This window comes from Mesorhizobium sp. P160187 (assembly GCF_057766425.1).
Genome location: NZ_JBYMDX010000003.1, coordinates 2,077,308 through 2,092,769 on the forward strand (window position 1 = coordinate 2,077,308; position 15,462 = coordinate 2,092,769).

At 63.6% G+C, this 15,462-nt stretch carries 18 protein-coding genes; 6 read left to right on the plus strand and 12 right to left on the minus strand.

Features of this window, described 5'->3' with window-relative positions; translation table 11 throughout:
* Positions 1-139 precede the first annotated feature (139 nt).
* Genes AC3CCE_RS13525 through AC3CCE_RS13535 form a run of 3 tightly spaced genes read left to right on the plus strand, consistent with a single transcriptional unit; the run spans position 140 to position 1,406 of the window.
* Positions 140-388 carry a VOC family protein gene (locus AC3CCE_RS13525; RefSeq protein ID WP_352625082.1) on the plus strand — a complete coding sequence of 83 codons (249 nt, stop codon included), beginning with the start codon at positions 140-142 and terminating at the stop codon, positions 386-388.
* Positions 340-504, plus strand: coding sequence for a VOC family protein (locus AC3CCE_RS13530; protein ID WP_352625080.1), 165 nt, complete (start codon positions 340-342; stop codon positions 502-504). Before AC3CCE_RS13525 ends, AC3CCE_RS13530 begins: the two co-directional genes overlap by 49 nt.
* 53 nt (positions 505-557) lie before the next feature.
* On the plus strand, positions 558-1,406 hold the full coding sequence (locus AC3CCE_RS13535; protein WP_245264447.1) for an alpha/beta fold hydrolase: 849 nt from the start codon (positions 558-560) through the stop codon (positions 1,404-1,406).
* 84 nt (positions 1,407-1,490) lie between these two features.
* On the opposite strand, the gene AC3CCE_RS13540 is transcribed toward AC3CCE_RS13535, so the two are convergent.
* From AC3CCE_RS13540 to AC3CCE_RS13555, 4 genes are all read right to left on the minus strand, one after another.
* Positions 1,491-2,477 carry a Gfo/Idh/MocA family protein gene (locus tag AC3CCE_RS13540; protein WP_023693056.1) on the minus strand — a complete coding sequence of 329 codons (987 nt, stop codon included), beginning with the start codon at positions 2,475-2,477 and terminating at the stop codon, positions 1,491-1,493.
* Between the two features lie 78 nt (positions 2,478-2,555).
* Positions 2,556-3,131 (minus strand): YceI family protein, encoded by a 576-nt coding sequence (locus AC3CCE_RS13545; protein WP_352625077.1) that lies wholly within the window; start codon positions 3,129-3,131, stop codon positions 2,556-2,558.
* Between the two features lie 68 nt (positions 3,132-3,199).
* Positions 3,200-3,775 (minus strand): cytochrome b, encoded by a 576-nt coding sequence (locus AC3CCE_RS13550; RefSeq protein ID WP_352510656.1) that lies wholly within the window; start codon positions 3,773-3,775, stop codon positions 3,200-3,202.
* A gap of 156 nt (positions 3,776-3,931) precedes the next feature.
* Positions 3,932-4,822 carry a LysR family transcriptional regulator gene (locus tag AC3CCE_RS13555; RefSeq protein WP_023687444.1) on the minus strand — a complete coding sequence of 297 codons (891 nt, stop codon included), beginning with the start codon at positions 4,820-4,822 and terminating at the stop codon, positions 3,932-3,934.
* 96 nt (positions 4,823-4,918) lie between these two features.
* Here AC3CCE_RS13555 and AC3CCE_RS13560 point away from each other — a divergent pair, with 96 nt between their 5' ends.
* Positions 4,919-5,914, plus strand: coding sequence for an aldo/keto reductase (locus tag AC3CCE_RS13560; RefSeq protein WP_352510655.1), 996 nt, complete (start codon positions 4,919-4,921; stop codon positions 5,912-5,914).
* A 219-nt stretch (positions 5,915-6,133) separates the two neighbouring features.
* Here AC3CCE_RS13560 and AC3CCE_RS13565 read toward each other — a convergent pair whose 3' ends face one another.
* From AC3CCE_RS13565 to infC, 8 genes are all read right to left on the minus strand, one after another.
* Positions 6,134-6,736: a nucleotidyltransferase family protein gene (locus AC3CCE_RS13565; RefSeq protein WP_023672277.1), complete on the minus strand. Its 603-nt coding sequence runs from the start codon at positions 6,734-6,736 to the stop codon at positions 6,134-6,136.
* 160 nt (positions 6,737-6,896) lie between these two features.
* Positions 6,897-9,305: a phenylalanine--tRNA ligase subunit beta gene (gene pheT / locus AC3CCE_RS13570; protein ID WP_352625074.1), complete on the minus strand. Its 2,409-nt coding sequence runs from the start codon at positions 9,303-9,305 to the stop codon at positions 6,897-6,899.
* 2 nt (positions 9,306-9,307) lie between these two features.
* The gene (locus AC3CCE_RS13575; protein WP_023681387.1) at positions 9,308-9,754 is read right to left on the minus strand and encodes a GFA family protein; all 447 of its coding nucleotides are present in this window, start codon (positions 9,752-9,754) and stop codon (positions 9,308-9,310) included.
* A complete protein-coding gene (gene pheS / locus AC3CCE_RS13580) occupies positions 9,751-10,803 on the minus strand; it encodes a phenylalanine--tRNA ligase subunit alpha (protein WP_032891898.1) in 1,053 nt (350 codons plus the stop codon). Before pheS ends, AC3CCE_RS13575 begins: the two co-directional genes overlap by 4 nt.
* Positions 10,804-11,099: 296 nt before the next feature.
* Positions 11,100-11,501, minus strand: a complete 402-nt coding sequence (rplT, locus tag AC3CCE_RS13585; RefSeq protein ID WP_023672281.1) for a 50S ribosomal protein L20 — start codon at positions 11,499-11,501, stop codon at positions 11,100-11,102.
* 39 nt (positions 11,502-11,540) lie between these two features.
* On the minus strand, positions 11,541-11,744 hold the full coding sequence (rpmI, locus tag AC3CCE_RS13590; protein ID WP_006201248.1) for a 50S ribosomal protein L35: 204 nt from the start codon (positions 11,742-11,744) through the stop codon (positions 11,541-11,543).
* 184 nt (positions 11,745-11,928) lie between these two features.
* Complete coding sequence (locus tag AC3CCE_RS13595) at positions 11,929-12,567, minus strand: methyltransferase family protein (protein ID WP_023681388.1); 639 nt, start codon at positions 12,565-12,567, stop codon at positions 11,929-11,931.
* Positions 12,568-12,699: 132 nt separating this feature from the next.
* Positions 12,700-13,236 carry a translation initiation factor IF-3 gene (gene infC, locus AC3CCE_RS13600; RefSeq protein WP_023744911.1) on the minus strand — a complete coding sequence of 179 codons (537 nt, stop codon included), beginning with the start codon at positions 13,234-13,236 and terminating at the stop codon, positions 12,700-12,702.
* 247 nt (positions 13,237-13,483) lie between these two features.
* On the opposite strand from infC, the gene AC3CCE_RS13605 reads away from it, so the two are divergent.
* Both AC3CCE_RS13605 and AC3CCE_RS13610 read left to right on the plus strand, forming a co-directional pair.
* Positions 13,484-14,254, plus strand: a complete 771-nt coding sequence (locus AC3CCE_RS13605) for an alpha/beta hydrolase (protein WP_023681389.1) — start codon at positions 13,484-13,486, stop codon at positions 14,252-14,254.
* A 6-nt stretch (positions 14,255-14,260) separates the two neighbouring features.
* The gene (locus tag AC3CCE_RS13610) at positions 14,261-15,403 is read left to right on the plus strand and encodes a benzoate/H(+) symporter BenE family transporter (protein WP_352625071.1); all 1,143 of its coding nucleotides are present in this window, start codon (positions 14,261-14,263) and stop codon (positions 15,401-15,403) included.
* Positions 15,404-15,462 lie beyond the last annotated feature (59 nt).

Here is a 15,462-nt window from a genome sequence, read left to right on the forward strand (position 1 = left end):
TCCTATTTTCAACTCTGCGCGGAGAAGACGTTTCGCGGCCTCGAAAAAATTCGTCGCCCGGCGAATCTTTTCGATCGTCCGGATCGTCTTTCCCGTGGACGGTTGCGCGGCAGCCATCGAGGAGCAGGAGAGATCCATCATGCACATCCAGTTTGCCGAATTGCCGGTGTTCGACCAGGACCGTGCCAAGGCCTTCTACACCGGCCATCTTGCTTGCCAGGTGGCGGAGGACCAGCTGATCGGCGACAGCGGCTGGCGCTGGATCGAGCTGACATTTCCCGGCGCCGTCACCAATTTGCATTTCGTCAAACGCCCCGATGACACGCCGGGCACTGAGCCGTGCTGGTGCTCGTTGATGGCGATGTCGAGGCAACGGTCGCGGGCCTGAAGGCGCGCGGCGTCGAAATCGTCACCGAGCCGCAGGAAGCGCCTTGGCAGCCGGGCCGCACGGTCGCCGAATTCCGCGACAGCGAGGGCAACCGCATGGTTGTCGCCGGCAAATGATCGGACCCGGCGCAAAGCCGAACTTTGACATGAGAACAACAGGAGAGATGGACATGACCCCCCAAACGTCGACGCTGAAAGTACCGGGCGCCAGCCTCTATTATGAGATGCGCGGTTCCGGCCCCGTACTGTTGATAATCCCCGGCGGACCGCAGGACGCCGGCGTCTTTGCCGATGTCGCGGGCCACCTCGCCGACCGCTACACAGTGGTCGCCTATGATCCGCGCGGCAATTCGCGCAGCACCTTCGACGGAGAGCCGCAAGAGCAGGACCTCGATGTCCATGGCGACGATGCCGCGCGATTGATCGAGGCGCTTGGCGCCGGACCGGCCTATGTGTTCGGCACCAGCGGCGGCGCCCAGATCGGGCTCAACCTCGCCGCCCGCCATCCCGGCCGGGTTCGTGCACTGGTGGCGCATGAGCCGCCCAGCATGATGCTGCTCGACGACCCGTCGCCGTCACTGGCCGGCATGCGCGACCTGCACGACACCTATCGCAGCCAGGGTGTCGAGGCGGCGATGCAGAAATTCTTCAGCGAGAACAGCCTGTCGGAAGGGCCGGGTCAGGATGAAGCCGGGCCGCAGGACGGACCGCCTTCGTTCGAACCGTCGCCCGAGGAGGCCGAGACCTTTGCCAGGGTCAGCGGCAATTTCGAATACTGGCTGGCGCATGGCGTCATGCCGCTGTCGCTCTATCGTCCCGATATCGAGGCGCTGCGCGGCCGCCCGGTCGTGGTCGGCATCGGCGAAGAGTCCGTCGGCCAGCCGATCGACGGCATGGGCAAGGCGCTGGCCGACAGGCTCGGCAGCAAGCGCGCCGCCTTCCCCGGCGACCACATGGGCTTTGCGCCCTATCCCGACCGCTTCGCCGAGACCTTGCACCTGACGCTCAGAGGCGCGTGAGATCGTCAGTTCAATAGGAAAGGGCGTCCGCATGCACAATGCGGACGCCCTTCTCCCATGAAATTACCGGCTAAGATTGCTGTATCAGACGGCCTCCCAGCCTTCCTTGCCGCCGGCGCGGAAGATGGCGTCGATGACCTTCTGGTTGAGCACGGACTCCTCCAGCGTGAAGACACGCTCCTTGCCACCCTGTGCCGCCCTGGCAAACGTCTCGACCTCGCGCCGGTATTGCTGGGTGCCGGGAAAGCGGAACACCTGCGCCTCCGTATGGTTCTGGTTGTGCAGTTCGATGCGGTGATGGTCGTAGAGCCCGGCATTGAACGGCGAGAACACCTCGATGAAACCCTTCTCGCCGTGAAACACCATCACCTGCCGCGCTGCCATCTGCGTCGAGAGGTAGAAGGACAGTTCGAAGTCGCCGAAATCGGCGCGGATCGAGGAGTAGATGTCGGTGCCGAATTTTTTGTCGCGCTCGATCGTCGCCTGCACGCGGAGCGGCTCCTTGCCGGTTGAAAACCGCGTCGACACCGTCGGATAGACGCCGATATCAGGCAGCGCGCCGCCGCCGAGATCGAGCTGGTTGCGCATGTTGGTGGGATCGACATTGTAATAGGAGAAGGCGCCCTGCACATGGCGCAGCCGGCCGATGGCGCCATCGGCGATGAGATCGCGCACCTTGATCCATTGCGGGTGGTAGATGACCATGAAGGCCTCGCAGACCAGCACCTTCTTCTGGTCGCGCAGCTTGATCAGCGGCGCGATGTCCTTGGCGTCGAGCGCCAGCGGCTTCTCCACCAGCACATGTTTTCCCGCTTCGATGGCCTTGGCCGTCCATTCGACATGCTGCGAGGTCGGCAGCGGGATGTAGACGCCGTCGACGTCTTTCGAAGCGAGCAGCTCCTCATACGAACCAAAGGCATGTCTGGCGCCGAACCGCTCGCCCAGGGCCTCGGCCTTCGACAGGTCGCGGCTGGCGATCGCGGACAAAACGCCATTCTCGGCCTCGACGATTGCCGGCAACAATTGCTCGCGGCCGATCTTGGCCGTCGACAAAACACCCCATCGGAACATCAGGCTTCTCCTATCGATTTACAGGCGAGGAGGTTTGCCCGAAATTGCGGGAAAAGCCAATGCGGATCGCTGGTCCTGCTAGCCTCGCTTGCCCGTCAGCGTCATGTCGAAATTGACGATATTCGAATAGATCGGCGTGCCGACATCCATGCCGTACCGGGAGCGCAGCACCTTGCCGGTGACGTGGAATTTAATGACGCCGCCCTTCAGCCCGCCGAGCTCGGCAGTGAACTTTTCCGCAAACGTCTTGCCGCGCGCCGTCAGCCGGCCGCTGACCAGCGCCGTGGTGTCGCTGGTTCGGGTTACGCTGGTCGAGCGGAACTGGATTTCGGGGCTGTTGGCCACGTCGAACACCGCATCGGAGCGCAGGAAGGCGTCGATGCGGCCCTGGCCGGTGCCGACGCTTTCGGGATAGATGGTGAAGTTGACCGCGGAACGGCCGACATCGCTGTTGTCGATGCGGATGGAGCCCTTGAAGCGGCCAAAGGCGCCGTCGAGGCCGCCGCCACCGACCTTGCCGATGGAGAAGCGAATGCTGGAGCTGGCCCGGTTGACCGTGTAGCTGCCGGCGGCGTCGCCGAGGTCCACAGCGGCGGAGACAGGCATGGCAAGGCAAGCGGCAACAGCCGCCAATCCGAAGATGCGCGCATACATGGGTTTTGTCCTTCTGGGGCAGGCGAAGTGTTGCGCCCTCACTCCAATGAACGAATGCGCGGCGCGCGCTATTCCATGTCCTGATCTGACGAAGGCGTGATCATGCGCGTGAGCACGCTGTCGCGCAGCCAGAAATGATGCCGCAGCGCCGCCAGCGCATGCAGCGCGACCAAGGCAATGCCGACATAGGCGAGATACCAGTGTGCTATCGCCCAGAAGTTTTCCGCCGCATCGGACACGCCGAGCGGCAGGTTCGGCATCACGAACAGGTTGAACGGCATGCTGGGTATCTCCAGCATCGACACCGAAACCAGTGCCCAGCCGGACAGCGGCACCGCGAGCTGGAAGCCATAAAGCGCCAGATGCGCCAGCGGCGCCGTCCGACGCTCCAGGCCTCCGACCGAGGCCGGCAAGGCCGGGGCCGTATTGCCGAGCCGCCAGGCAATGCGCAGGATGAGGAGGCCGAGCAGCAGGAAGCCGAAGGATTTGTGCAGCTGGATCAGCTCGAAGGCGGTGCGCTGGCTGGTCAACCGCACCATGATGAAGCCGAGCATGAACTGGCCGATGAACAGGATGCCGATCAGCCAGTGGAGGACGATCGCCGCCCAGCCGTAGCGGGTTGAGTTGTTGGTGATGGACTGCATGGGAGAAGAACGAATGCCGGATGGGCTTTCTTCCGGCGCGTCCTTACCCTCCCCCTTGTGGGGAGGGTCGATCCGCGTAGCGGATCGGGGTGGGGGTCCTCGTAGGGCGCAGCCCCCGTCGCTTCGCGCCGACCCTCCCCACAAGAAGGAGGGTGGCTAAGCACCGACCTTGAAGAAATCCACAAACGCCCGCAGCGCCGGGCGCATCTGGCGGCGGCTGGGGTAGTAGACGAAGAAACCGTCGAAGGGCGGACACCAGTCTTCCAGCACGCGGATCAAGCGACCGTCGGCGAGCGGCGCGCGCACATAATCGTCGAAGACGAAGGCGAGCCCAGCGCCGTCGACCGCCGCCTGGGCGATCAGATGGTCTTCGTCGAGGATCAGCGGCCCTTGCGCCGCGATCTCGATCTCTTCGCCATCCTTCTCGAATTCCCAGCGGTAAAGAATGCCGCTGGAAAAACGGAAGCGGATGCAGCGGTGGTCGGCAAGATCGCGCGGATGACGGGGTCTTGGCATGGTCGCGAAATAGGATGGCGCGCCGACCACGGCGCCGCGAAGGTCCGGTCCGATGCGCACCGCGATCATGTCGCGCTGCAGGCTCTCACCGAGCCGCACGCCGGCATCGAAGCCGCCTTCGACGACGTCGGTGAAGCGATCCTCGATGACGATTTCCAGCACGATGTCGGGATAGGCCGCGGCAAAGCCGCCGAGCCTGGGCGTCAATGCCAGGTGGGCCGCGGTGCGCGGCACGGTCAGCCGCAGGTTGCCGGCCGGCCGGTCGCGCGCCTCGATCGCCGTTTCCAGCGCCAGATCGATCTCGGACAGCGCCGGCCGCAGCCGTTCGAGCAACTGCGCGCCCTCTTCTGTTGGCGCTACGCTGCGGGTGCTGCGCGCCAAAAGCCGCACGCCGAGCCGCGCCTCCAGGCTGGACACGGCATGGCTCACTGCCGAGGGCGCGATGGCCAGTTCGCGCGCCGCGCCACGAAAACTGCCGCATTGGGCGACTGTTGCCAGTACAGCCAGTTGAGAAAGATGCGCTCGGTTCATTGCTCTATTTTATAGAACAGCCCGTGCGAATGACAGCCAATTATCGAACGTAAAGCCAAGCGCTATCTCTCTTTCATCGCAACAAGGAGACGCGCCATGAAAACCCGCAAACTTGGTACTGAACTCGAAGTCTTCCCCGTCGGCCTCGGCTGCATGGGCATGAGCTTCGCCTATGGCGGTCAGGCCGAGGCGGACGCAATCGCCACGCTGCGCCGCGCTGTCGAAATCGGCGTGACGTTTTTCGACACCGCCGAAGTCTATGGTCCCTTTGAGAACGAGATCCTTCTCGGCAAGGCGTTGAAGCCGGTGCGCGACAGGGTGACGATCGCCACCAAATTCGGCTTCAAGATTTCCGAGGAAGGCTCAGGCCTCGAACGCATGGTTGGCGTCGATAGCCGCCCGGAGCACGTCAAGGCAGTGGCGGAAGCCTCGCTGAAACGGCTCGATACCGATGTCATCGACCTCTACTACCAGCACCGCGTCGATCCCGGCGTGCCGATAGAGGACACGGTCGGCGCCATGGCGGAACTGGTGCGCGACGGCAAGGTGCGGTCGCTGGGCCTGTCGGAGGTCAGTGCCGCCACCATCCGCCGGGCGCACGCCGTGCATCCGATCGCTGCCGTGCAGAGTGAATATTCGCTCTGGAGCCGCGACCCTGAAGACGAAGTGTTCGATGTCTGCCGCGAACTCGGCATCGGCTTCGTCCCCTACAGCCCGCTCGGTCGCGGCCTGCTCACCGGCACCATCGCCAAGCCCGAGGCCCTCAGCGACGACGACTGGCGCCGCACCTTGCCGCGTTTCCAGGCCGACGCCATGGCCGCTAATGCCAAGGTCGTTGCGACGCTGGAAAAGCTGGCGGTGGAAAAAGGCGTCACCTCGGCGCAGCTGGCGCTGGCCTGGGTGCTGCACCAGGGCGACTTCATCGTGCCGATCCCCGGCGCAAGAAAGATACGCCATCTCGAGCAGAACACGGCGGCGGTCGGGATCGAGCTGAGCGCGGCTGAGGTCGCGGCGATCGGCGATGCGCTGTCGCCGGACAAGGTGGTTGGCAAGCGCTATACGGAGGAGCTGTTGGCGCTGGTGAATGGGTGAACAAGCGGGGGAGCTTGGCGCCCTGAGAAGTCAGCGCGCGGCACCCCCCTCTGTCCTGCCGGACATCTCCCCCGCAAGGGGGGAGATCGGCTGTCGTCGCTGTTTTCGCCAATCACCAACGTTGCAGAAAGTGCGCCAACGATGAAGCTGCCAATCTCCCTCCTTGCGGGGGAGATGGCCGGCAGGCCAGAGGGGGGTGCCTCGCGCCGCCATTTCGTATTACCACGGCACCACCGTAATCTCCGGCCAGCACGCCTTCGCCCTCGCCCCCTTGGCCTCATGCGTGCGCCTGTTATCCATCAGCCGGTTGGGCGTGATGCGAAACGCGAAGAGGTCATCCAGCCCGAACGGCGCCACGACCTCAAGCTGCCCATCGGCATCGTATCGCACCCCGACCGCATGCGTCTTCGAAGCAAAATAGCTCACCGACTCGCTGGAACTCGTATAGCGCGGGCAGGGCTGGCCGAATTTCTGCGGATACCACAGATGCACCCGTGCCTGGTTGCGCACCTCGGCCGGCAGAGCCAGCCCCTCGAAATGCTGCGCGGCTCGACGGATGACCGCGTCCTCGGCCTCGTAGGACAGGTCGCTGTCATCGAAGTAGAAGAGATCGACATCCTTGATGCCGTAGCCCGGCGCCTTGCCGGTCAGGTGGTTCCAGACGCTGTTGTAGAGCGCGCCGGACACCACCAGCCAGTCCGGCAACGCCAGCGTGCGGGCCCGCTCCAGCGCGTCGCTGACGAGCGCATCCGCCAACACCATGGCGAGAAACGCTTCGCGCTGGGCTTCGAACGGCAGACCGGAATAGCGCAGATGGTCCATCGCCCTTTGGAGAGCGATTCGCAACTGCCGGCAATCCTCAGAAGCAATTCCAGGAAAAGTGTGTAGCGGTTTTCCCAGGAAAGCGCGCCGCGCTTTCCCTAAGACGCGCTTTCCCTAAGAATTGCGTGAAGTCGAAATACGTACGGCGGCGTTAGCCGCTCTACGTCCTCAACACGCCGCCCGTTTGCTTGCCGACATTGTCGACGACGCGCTTGGCCAGCGCCTCGAAATCCTCGTCGGTGAGCGTCTTTTCAACCGGCTGGATAGATACTTCGATGGCAATCGACTTCTTGGCGACCCCGAGAGATGCCCCCTCGAAGACGTCGAACACCGAAACGCCTGTGATGAGCTTCTTGTCGGCAGCGAGCGCCGCGCGCACCAGCGTACCGGCCTCGACCGCCTTTTCGACGACGAAAGCAAAGTCGCGCTTCACCGCATGGAAGGCGGACAGCTCGAGCTTCGGCTTGGTTTTCGTCGGCTTGGCCTTCGGTTCCGGCACGGCGTCGACATAGACCTCGAAACCGCAGATCGGTCCGGAAACGTCCAACCCCTCCAGGGTCTTCGGGTGGAATTCGCCGAAGGTGCCGAGCACCGTCTTCGGGCCGAGCTTGATCGTGCCGGAGCGGCCGGGATGATACCAGGCCGGGCCGCCAGGCTCGATCTGCAGCCGGTCGACCGGCGCGCCGCAGGCTTCCAGCGCGGCAATGGCGTCGGCCTTGGCATCGAACACGCCGACCGGCCCGGAATTGCCCGCCCAGCTGCGGCCGGAGCCGTCGAGCTTGGCGGTGCCACGGCGCACGCCAGCGGCAACGCGCCGCTGCTGGTCGGGGCCGTCGCCTTCATAGGTGCCTGACACTTCGAACAGCGCGACATCGCTAATGCCCTTGTCGGCATTGCGCTGCGCGGCGGAAATCAGCCCGGGCAGCAGCGAGGGACGCATGTCCGACATGTCGGCGGCGATCGGGTTGGCGAGCTTCAGCGCCGTCTGGCCGCCGCCGAACAGCTCGGCGTGCCTGGCCGGAATGAACGACCAGGTGACGGCCTCCAGCATGCCACGCACGGCGAGCGAGCGCTTGGCTGTGCGGGTGCGCACCTGCAGCGTCGTCAGGATCTTTGCGTTGACCGCGTCATGGGCGCCGAGCGGCTGCGGCGCGATGTTGTCGACGCCGTGGATGCGCATGACTTCCTCGACCAGATCGGCCTTGCCGTCGACATCAGGGCGCCAGGACGGCACGGCCACATCGACGACGTCGCCCGAGCCCTGCGGCTCGAAGCCGAGGCGGGTCAGGATGTCGAGGCTTTCCGCCTTCGGCACTTCGGTGCCGGTCAGCCGCTTTACTTCCGAGATCGGGAAGGAAACGATCTTAGGCTTGTAGCCGGCATAGCCAACGACCTCGGTTTCCGTCGGCTCGCCGCCGCAGAACTCCAGCACAAGCTTTGTCGCCAGCTCGACGCCGGGCACCATGAATTCTGGGTCGACGCCACGCTCGAAACGGTAGCGCGCATCGGTGATGATGCCAAGCGTGCGGCCGGTGCGGGCCGTGGTGATCGGATCCCAAAGAGCGGATTCGATCAGCACGTCCGTGGTGCTCTCGTCGCAGCCGGAATGCTCGCCGCCCATGACACCGGCGATCGATTCGACGCCATTATCATCGGCGATCACGCACATCTGCGGCGTCAGCGTGTATTCGCGCCCGTCGAGCGCCAGCACCTTCTCGCCGTCGCGTGCGCGGCGCACGACGAGATTGCCGGCGACCTTCTTGGCATCGAACACATGCAGCGGCCGGCCACGGTCGAAGGTGACGTAGTTGGTGATGTCGACCAGCGCGCTGATCGGGCGCAAGCCGATGGCGATCAGCCTTTGCTGCAGCCATTTCGGCGACGGCCCGTTCTTCACGCCTTTCACCAGGCGCAGCGCGAAGCCGGGGCAGAGCTCCGGCGCCTCGATGGTCACCTTGACCGGCGTTTCACCTTTGCCAGGGACCGCTTCGACCGGCGCGGTCTTGAGCCGGCCAAGCCCGCTTGCCGCCAGGTCCCGGGCGACGCCGTAAATGCTGGTCGCATCCGGCCGGTTCGGCGTCAGATTGATCTCGATCACCGGATCGTCGAGATGCGCGTAAGCCGCGAAGCTGGTGCCGACAGGCGCATCGGCCGGCAGGTCGATAATGCCATTGTGCTCATCCGACAGCTCCAGCTCGCGCTCGGAACACATCATGCCATGGCTCTCGACGCCGCGGATCTTGCCGACGGTCAGCGTCACGTCGATACCGGGCACATAGGCGCCGGGCGCGGCGAAGGCGCCGATCAGGCCGGCGCGGGCATTCGGCGCACCGCACACCACCTGGACAGGGGCTGCGCCATTGCCGGTGTCGACGGTCAGCACCCGCAGCCGGTCGGCGTCGGGATGCTGCACCGCCGTCAGCACCTTGGCGATGACGAACGGCTTCAGGCCGGCCTTGTCGTCGACATGCTCGACTTCGAGGCCGATCGAGGTCAGCCTCTCGACGATCTCGTCGAGCGTGGCGTCGGTGTCGAGATGATCCTTGAGCCAGGAAAGGGTGAGTTTCATCACTATGTTCCGTTTTGTCTGTACCCGCCCGGACCTTGTCCATCGGGTCTGGGCACGCTTGTCTTCAAATGGCGCGGCAAGTCGTCGGGCATATGCACGAAGGGCAGCTGCTCGCGCACATAGGCATGGTGCGTCGGCCGGAAATAAGCCGGCATGTCCATGGCGCCCAGCATGAAATAGATGTGGTCTTCCAGCCGCTCGTCGACATAGGCGATAGGCGAGCCGCAAATGCCGCAGAACGAGCGTGTAACCGGGCCGTTCTCGTACATCTTCAGTGCCTTGCCGGTGAAAGCCACCTGCTCGGTAAGGAAGCCGACAAAGGCCGACACCGGCGCGCCGCTGGCGCGCCGGCAATCGCCGCAATGGCAATAGCTGACATGGTGCGGTTCGACCGAGGCCTCGAACCGTACCGCGCCGCAGCGGCAGCCACCGGCGTGCGGCGCCGTCATGCGGAAAGACCTCCGAACAGCGTCGGCATGTCGAGCGGCCGGAAACCGTAATGCGACAGCCAGCGGACATCGGCGTCGAAGAAGGCGCGCAGGTCCGGCATGCCGTATTTCAGCATGGCGATGCGGTCGATTCCCATGCCCCAGGCAAAGCCCTGATATTCGTCGGGATCGAGCCCGCCGGCGCGCAGCACATTGGGGTGGACCATGCCGCAGCCGAGGATCTCCATCCAGTCGGAGCCTTCGCCGAAGCGCACTTCGCCGGGCCGCGAGCGGTCGCATTGGATGTCGACCTCGAGGCTTGGCTCGGTGAACGGGAAGAACGACGGCCGGAAGCGCATCTTGACCTGCGGCACCTCGAAGAAAGCCTTGCAGAATTCTTCCAGCACCCACTTCATGTTGGCGACATTGGCCGATTTGTCGATCACCAGCCCCTCGACCTGATGGAACATCGGCGAGTGGGTAGCGTCGGAATCCTGCCGGTAGGTCTTGCCGGGAATGACGATGCGGATCGGCGGCTTCTGCTTCTCCATGGTGCGGATCTGTACCGGCGAGGTGTGCGTGCGCAACAGCTTGCGCTCGCCCTTTTCGTCCGGCTGGAAAAAGAAGGTATCGTGCATCTCGCGCGCCGGATGCCCTTCGGGGAAATTCAGCGCGGTGAAATTGTAATAGTCGCTCTCGACATCGGGACCTTCTGCGATGGCAAAGCCGAGATCGCCGAAGATCGCCGCGATCTCGTCGATGACCTGGCTGATCGGATGGATGCGGCCGCGCTCGGCCGGCGATTGCCGCACCGGCAGCGTCACGTCGACCGTCTCGGCGGCAAGGCGCGCCGTGACCGCCACATCCTTCAGCTCGGCCTTGCGTGTCGTCAGCGCTTCGGTGACGCGGTTCTTCAGGCCGTTGATCGCGGGGCCCTTGACCTGGCGCTCCTCGGCGCTCATCGCGCCCAGTGTCTTCAGCAATTCCGAGATCGACCCCTTTTTGCCGAGAGCCGCGACGCGCACGGCTTCGATAGCAGCCTCATCGGCGGCCGACGCGACGTCGGCCATCAGGGAGTTTTCGAGAGTATCCAAGCCGGTAGCTATGTCGTTCACGGTCAAACTCGCTGTGTTGGGAGTCAACTTTGAGGTGAAAGTCACTTTCAAGTTGAAAGTTCAGCCATAAGAAAAACCCGCGCCAGCCGTGCCAGCGCGGGTTCCCCAATCAGAATTGCGAATGCTGGGAAGCGCTGGGCTCGGAGGCCGATCCCGAAAAGTTGCAGACTTTTCGGAAAGATCGCGCTCCTCGCTAAATTTCCCTGAGCATGATGTTGTCCAAAAAGTCAGCAACTTTTTGGCATCATGCTCTAGGCGACAGCGCTTTCAAAAGCATTCGGGGTGGTGTTCTTCAGATATTCGAGCGCGACCTTGGCCTTGGCCACGAGTGCGGCGAACGCCTGCGGTTCATGGATGGCCATGTCGGACAGGATCTTGCGATCGATCTCGATACCGGACTTGTTGAGGCCGTCGATGAAGCGGCCATAGGTCAGGCCATGCTCGTGCGTCGCGGCGTTGATGCGCTGGATCCACAGCGCGCGGAACGAGCGCTTGCGGTTCTTGCGGTCGCGATACGCATACTGCATCGACTTTTCGACCGCCTGCTTGGCGATGCGAATGGTGTTCTTGCGGCGGCCGTAGAAGCCTTTCGCGGCTTTCAGGACCTTCTTGTGCTTGGCGTGCGAGGTGACGCCTCTTTTTACGCGTGCCATGTCATGATCTCCTTAAACGCTGTTCCTGAAACCGAATGCTCAGAGGCCGTTCGGCAGAAAATTCTTGATGACCTTCTTGCCATCCGGTTCAGCCAGAACCATCGTGCCGCGGGCATTTCGAATGAACTTGTTGGAACGCTTGATCATGCCGTGACGCTTGCCGGCCGCAGCCGACAGGACTTTACCCGTACCTGTGATCTTGAACCGCTTCTTGGCGGCCGATTTGGTCTTCATCTTGGGCATTTTGCTACTCCGTATTGGTGGCGCACAATCGCGCTTCTTGTTCGCTTCGGGCGGACCAAAAGCCCGAAAAGCAAATGAAACCGCCACGGCATGCCCTGCCGGGCGGTTTTCTTGGAACGGCGGTCCTATACGTCAAAGCGGGCTGGCGCGCAACACCCGAGCGGCTGCGACGCTCTCTCCGCGATCAGGGCAGCCTAAACAGCACCGGCAGAATGCCCGATTGCTGGGCACCATCGATGGTCTCGAACACCGGCAACGCCACCAGAAACACCAGCCCGTCGAGCAAGGTGGTCAGCAAGAGGCGCGGCTTGAAGCTGCCGGTGTCGCCTTCCTGGTAGAGCGACAGCTGGGGGAAGAAACGCGGCACCCGCGCCAGATAGGCTGTGTAGGGCGCGCCGAGAACCTCCTTGAGATACCGTTCCTCGCGCAGGATGACGATGTGGAAGGCGCCGGCGCACAAAAGCGCAAACAGGACGATGCCGGAGAACGAGCCGATCTGCGCCCCGACGCCGGCGGCGGCAACGGTCGAGAACACGTAGAGAGGATTGCGGGTGATCGAATAGGGTCCGCCGGTGACCACTTCGGAGGATTTGCGCCCCCCGATATAGAGTGTCGACCACAAGCGGCCGACGACGCCAAGGAAGATCAGCAGCACGCCGACCATCTCGATCGTTTCATGCACCGGGGTATCGGGCGGGAAGGTCGACTGGCCGAACAGCAGTGCCGCAAACAGCACCACCACCAGCACCGCAAGCACCATCCGGCGCATGTGCTGGTAGCCGCCCAGCTCCTTGATGGGCGCAGGGTTGATTTCATTGGCCATGTCGGGAATCCGATCGTCGAGAAGCTTTGCCGGCGATCGCGGCGTCTGGACAGGAGAATCGGCGTCCCGCCGATCGCCGGGACGCCATGAGACAGGATTCAGGCGGATTTAGAGCGCAACGCCCGAACTGATCTAGCGCGGGGCCAGCACCATCATCATCTGGCGGCCTTCCAGCTTCGGCTCGGCTTCGACCTTGGCGATGGTAGCCGTCTCCTCGCGCACCTTGTTCAGGAGCTGCATGCCGAGTTCCATATGCGCCATCTCGCGGCCGCGGAAGCGCAGCGTCAGCTTGACCTTGTCACCTTCCTCGAAGAAGCGCCGCACGGCCTTCATCTTGGTTTCGTAGTCATGGCTGTCGATGTTCGGGCGCATCTTGATCTCCTTGATCTCGATGACCTTCTGGTTCTTGCGCGCCTCGGCCGCCTTCTTCTGGTTGGCGTATTTCAATTTGCCGAGATCGAGAATTTTGACGACAGGCGGCACCGCATTGGGCGAGATCTCGACCAGATCGAGCCCTGCCTCTTCGGCGAGCAGCAATGCGTCGTTGATGGAAATATCGCCGCGGTTCTGGCCATCGGCGTCGATCAGTTGGACCCGGGGAACCCGGATATCACGGTTGGAGCGCGGGCCATCTTTGGTGGGCGCCGCTGCTTTGAAAGGTCTGCGAATGGTCGTGGTCTCCTTGGCCGTTTCGTTCAGGGTTTCAATCTAGAAATGTTCAGGACGCGCCAATGTGGTGAGCGCGCGGGCGGAGTCAATAGCACAGCGCTGACAGAAAATCACCCTGATCGCAGGCCTGCACCAAACAAAGGATGTCGCGAGCACTTTCCGCCTCGCCTGTGCCTGTGTCAAAAGACCGGCGAGTAAAATCAGGCTCCCGCAATCAGGCCCCCAGAACCAGGATTGATCCACAGCCATGACCGCGACCACCCCAACCCTGCTGGATGTCGACGGCATTGATATCGCGGTTCGCCATTCCTCGGGCGCAACGCCCGGCATCGTCTGGCTCGGCGGCTATAAATCCGACATGCTGGGCACGAAGGCGCAGACGTTGTCGGATTGGGCGGCAAGGGAAGGCCGCGCGTATCTGCGCCACGATTATTCCGGCCATGGCGAATCCGGCGGCGCCTTTGCCGACGGCACCATTTCGAAATGGCTTGGCGAGAGCCTCGCCGTCTTCCGGCGTTTCACCGAGGGCAAGCAAATCCTGGTCGGCTCGTCGATGGGCGCCTGGATCGCGCTGCGCATGGTGCAGGAACTGCGCAAGGCGGGCGACAGCAATGTGGTTGGCCTGGTGCTGCTCGCGCCGGCGCCGGATTTCACCGCCGAGCTGGTCGAGCCGGCTCTGACGGAGGAACAGAGGCGCGACCTCCGGGAGAAAGGCTTTTTCGAAGAACCTTCGGACTATTCCGCCGAGCCTTACATCTACACAAGCGCGCTGATCGAGGACGGCAGGGCGAACCGGGTCATGACCGGGCCGATCGATACCCATTGCCCCGTCCACATCCTGCAGGGCCTGGCCGATGCCGATGTGCCGGCAAGCCATGCGCTGAAGCTGGTCTCGCTGCTGCCGGCCGACGACGTCACCTTGTCGCTCATTCCCGACGGCGACCACCGCCTGTCGCGGCCGCAGGATCTCGACATGCTGCTGAGGGCGGTGGGCGACATGGTTCAGCGGGCGGGGTAGGCGAGAATGCGCATTTCCATCCCGATATCCGCCTTTGTCGCGGCAATCGTCGGCTTCGGCGGCACGCTGGCCGTCGTCATTGCCGCCGCCAAGGCGGTTGGCGCCACGCAAGCCGAAACCGCGAGCTGGGTGACGGCAGTGTGCGTGGCGATGGCGATCGAATGCTTGTGGCTGTCCTGGCGCACGAAAATACCCATCATCACCGCCTGGTCGACACCGGGCCTGGCGCTGATGGCGGCATCGAGCGGGTTTACCATGGCCGATGCGGTCGGCGCCTTCATCGTCACCGGCCTAATGTTGATCGCCACCGGCCTGTTCAAGCCGCTGACCCAGCTGATATCAAGGATACCGGCGTCAGTCGCGTCCGGCATGCTGGCGGGCATCGTCGTCACCTTCGCGCTCAATGCCGTCAAGACCATTCCGGTCGACCCCTGGTTGATCCTGCCGCTGATCGCGGCCTTCTTCGTCATTCGCCTGTTCAACCCGGCGCTGTCGGTGCTGGCGGTGCTGATCGGCGGCGGCATCGCCGCCTTCCTGACAGGCCGCGTCGGCGGACTGCCGGCACCGGAACTGTCGACGCTGACGCTGATTGCTCCGCATTTCAGCGCCGCAGCTGTCATCGGCCTGGCGCTGCCGCTCTACCTCGTCACCATGGCGTCGCAGAACCTGTCGGGTCTCGCCGTCTTGCGCGCCGCCGGCTATCACCCCGAACCCGGCCCGCTGATCGGCGTCACCGGCCTGTTCTCGCTGCTGTCGGCGCCGTTTGGCGGCTCGACCACCAATCTGGCCGCGATCTCTGCGGCGATCTGCACCGGGCCGGACGTCCATCCCGACCCGGCCGAGCGCTGGAAGACCGGACCCTTCTATGCACTTGCCTATCTGATCTTCGCGGTTTTCGGCGCCTCGCTGGTGGCGATCTTCGCAGTGCTGCCGCAAAGCCTGATCGTGCTGGTGGCCGGCCTGGCGTTGATGGGGTCGCTGGCCAACGCGCTGGCGATCGCGCTCAAGGACGAGTACCAGCGCATGGCGGCTACTGTCACCTTCGTTGTCACCGCGTCGGGGCTGACTTTGTTCGGCGTTGGCGCCGCCTTCTGGGGCTTGGTCGCCGGCCTGGTCGTGCTTTTCCTCGAAGCGGTCAAAAAGCGATAATCAATTCAGGACCTTGTCCGGTTTTGGCGGACGTTGTCTTGAATCGCCGTTTTTCTCAT

Bases quoted from the DNA above. Each gene is read 5' to 3' on its own strand.
- AC3CCE_RS13525 (WP_352625082.1), top strand. From the start codon at position 140: ATGCACATCCAGTTTGCCGAATTGCCGGTGTTCGACCAGGACCGTGCC.
- AC3CCE_RS13535 (WP_245264447.1), top strand. From the start codon at position 558: ATGACCCCCCAAACGTCGACGCTGAAAGTACCGGGCGCCAGCCTCTAT.
- AC3CCE_RS13540 (WP_023693056.1), bottom strand. From the start codon at position 2,477: ATGTTCCGATGGGGTGTTTTGTCGACGGCCAAGATCGGCCGCGAGCAA.
- AC3CCE_RS13545 (WP_352625077.1), bottom strand. From the start codon at position 3,131: ATGTATGCGCGCATCTTCGGATTGGCGGCTGTTGCCGCTTGCCTTGCC.
- AC3CCE_RS13550 (WP_352510656.1), bottom strand. From the start codon at position 3,775: ATGCAGTCCATCACCAACAACTCAACCCGCTACGGCTGGGCGGCGATC.
- AC3CCE_RS13555 (WP_023687444.1), bottom strand. From the start codon at position 4,822: ATGAACCGAGCGCATCTTTCTCAACTGGCTGTACTGGCAACAGTCGCC.
- AC3CCE_RS13560 (WP_352510655.1), top strand. From the start codon at position 4,919: ATGAAAACCCGCAAACTTGGTACTGAACTCGAAGTCTTCCCCGTCGGC.
- AC3CCE_RS13565 (WP_023672277.1), bottom strand. From the start codon at position 6,736: ATGGACCATCTGCGCTATTCCGGTCTGCCGTTCGAAGCCCAGCGCGAA.
- pheT (WP_352625074.1), bottom strand. From the start codon at position 9,305: ATGAAACTCACCCTTTCCTGGCTCAAGGATCATCTCGACACCGACGCC.
- AC3CCE_RS13575 (WP_023681387.1), bottom strand. From the start codon at position 9,754: ATGACGGCGCCGCACGCCGGTGGCTGCCGCTGCGGCGCGGTACGGTTC.
- pheS (WP_032891898.1), bottom strand. From the start codon at position 10,803: ATGGCCGACGTCGCGTCGGCCGCCGATGAGGCTGCTATCGAAGCCGTG.
- rplT (WP_023672281.1), bottom strand. From the start codon at position 11,501: ATGGCACGCGTAAAAAGAGGCGTCACCTCGCACGCCAAGCACAAGAAG.
- rpmI (WP_006201248.1), bottom strand. From the start codon at position 11,744: ATGCCCAAGATGAAGACCAAATCGGCCGCCAAGAAGCGGTTCAAGATC.
- AC3CCE_RS13595 (WP_023681388.1), bottom strand. From the start codon at position 12,567: ATGGCCAATGAAATCAACCCTGCGCCCATCAAGGAGCTGGGCGGCTAC.
- AC3CCE_RS13605 (WP_023681389.1), top strand. From the start codon at position 13,484: ATGACCGCGACCACCCCAACCCTGCTGGATGTCGACGGCATTGATATC.
- AC3CCE_RS13610 (WP_352625071.1), top strand. From the start codon at position 14,261: ATGCGCATTTCCATCCCGATATCCGCCTTTGTCGCGGCAATCGTCGGC.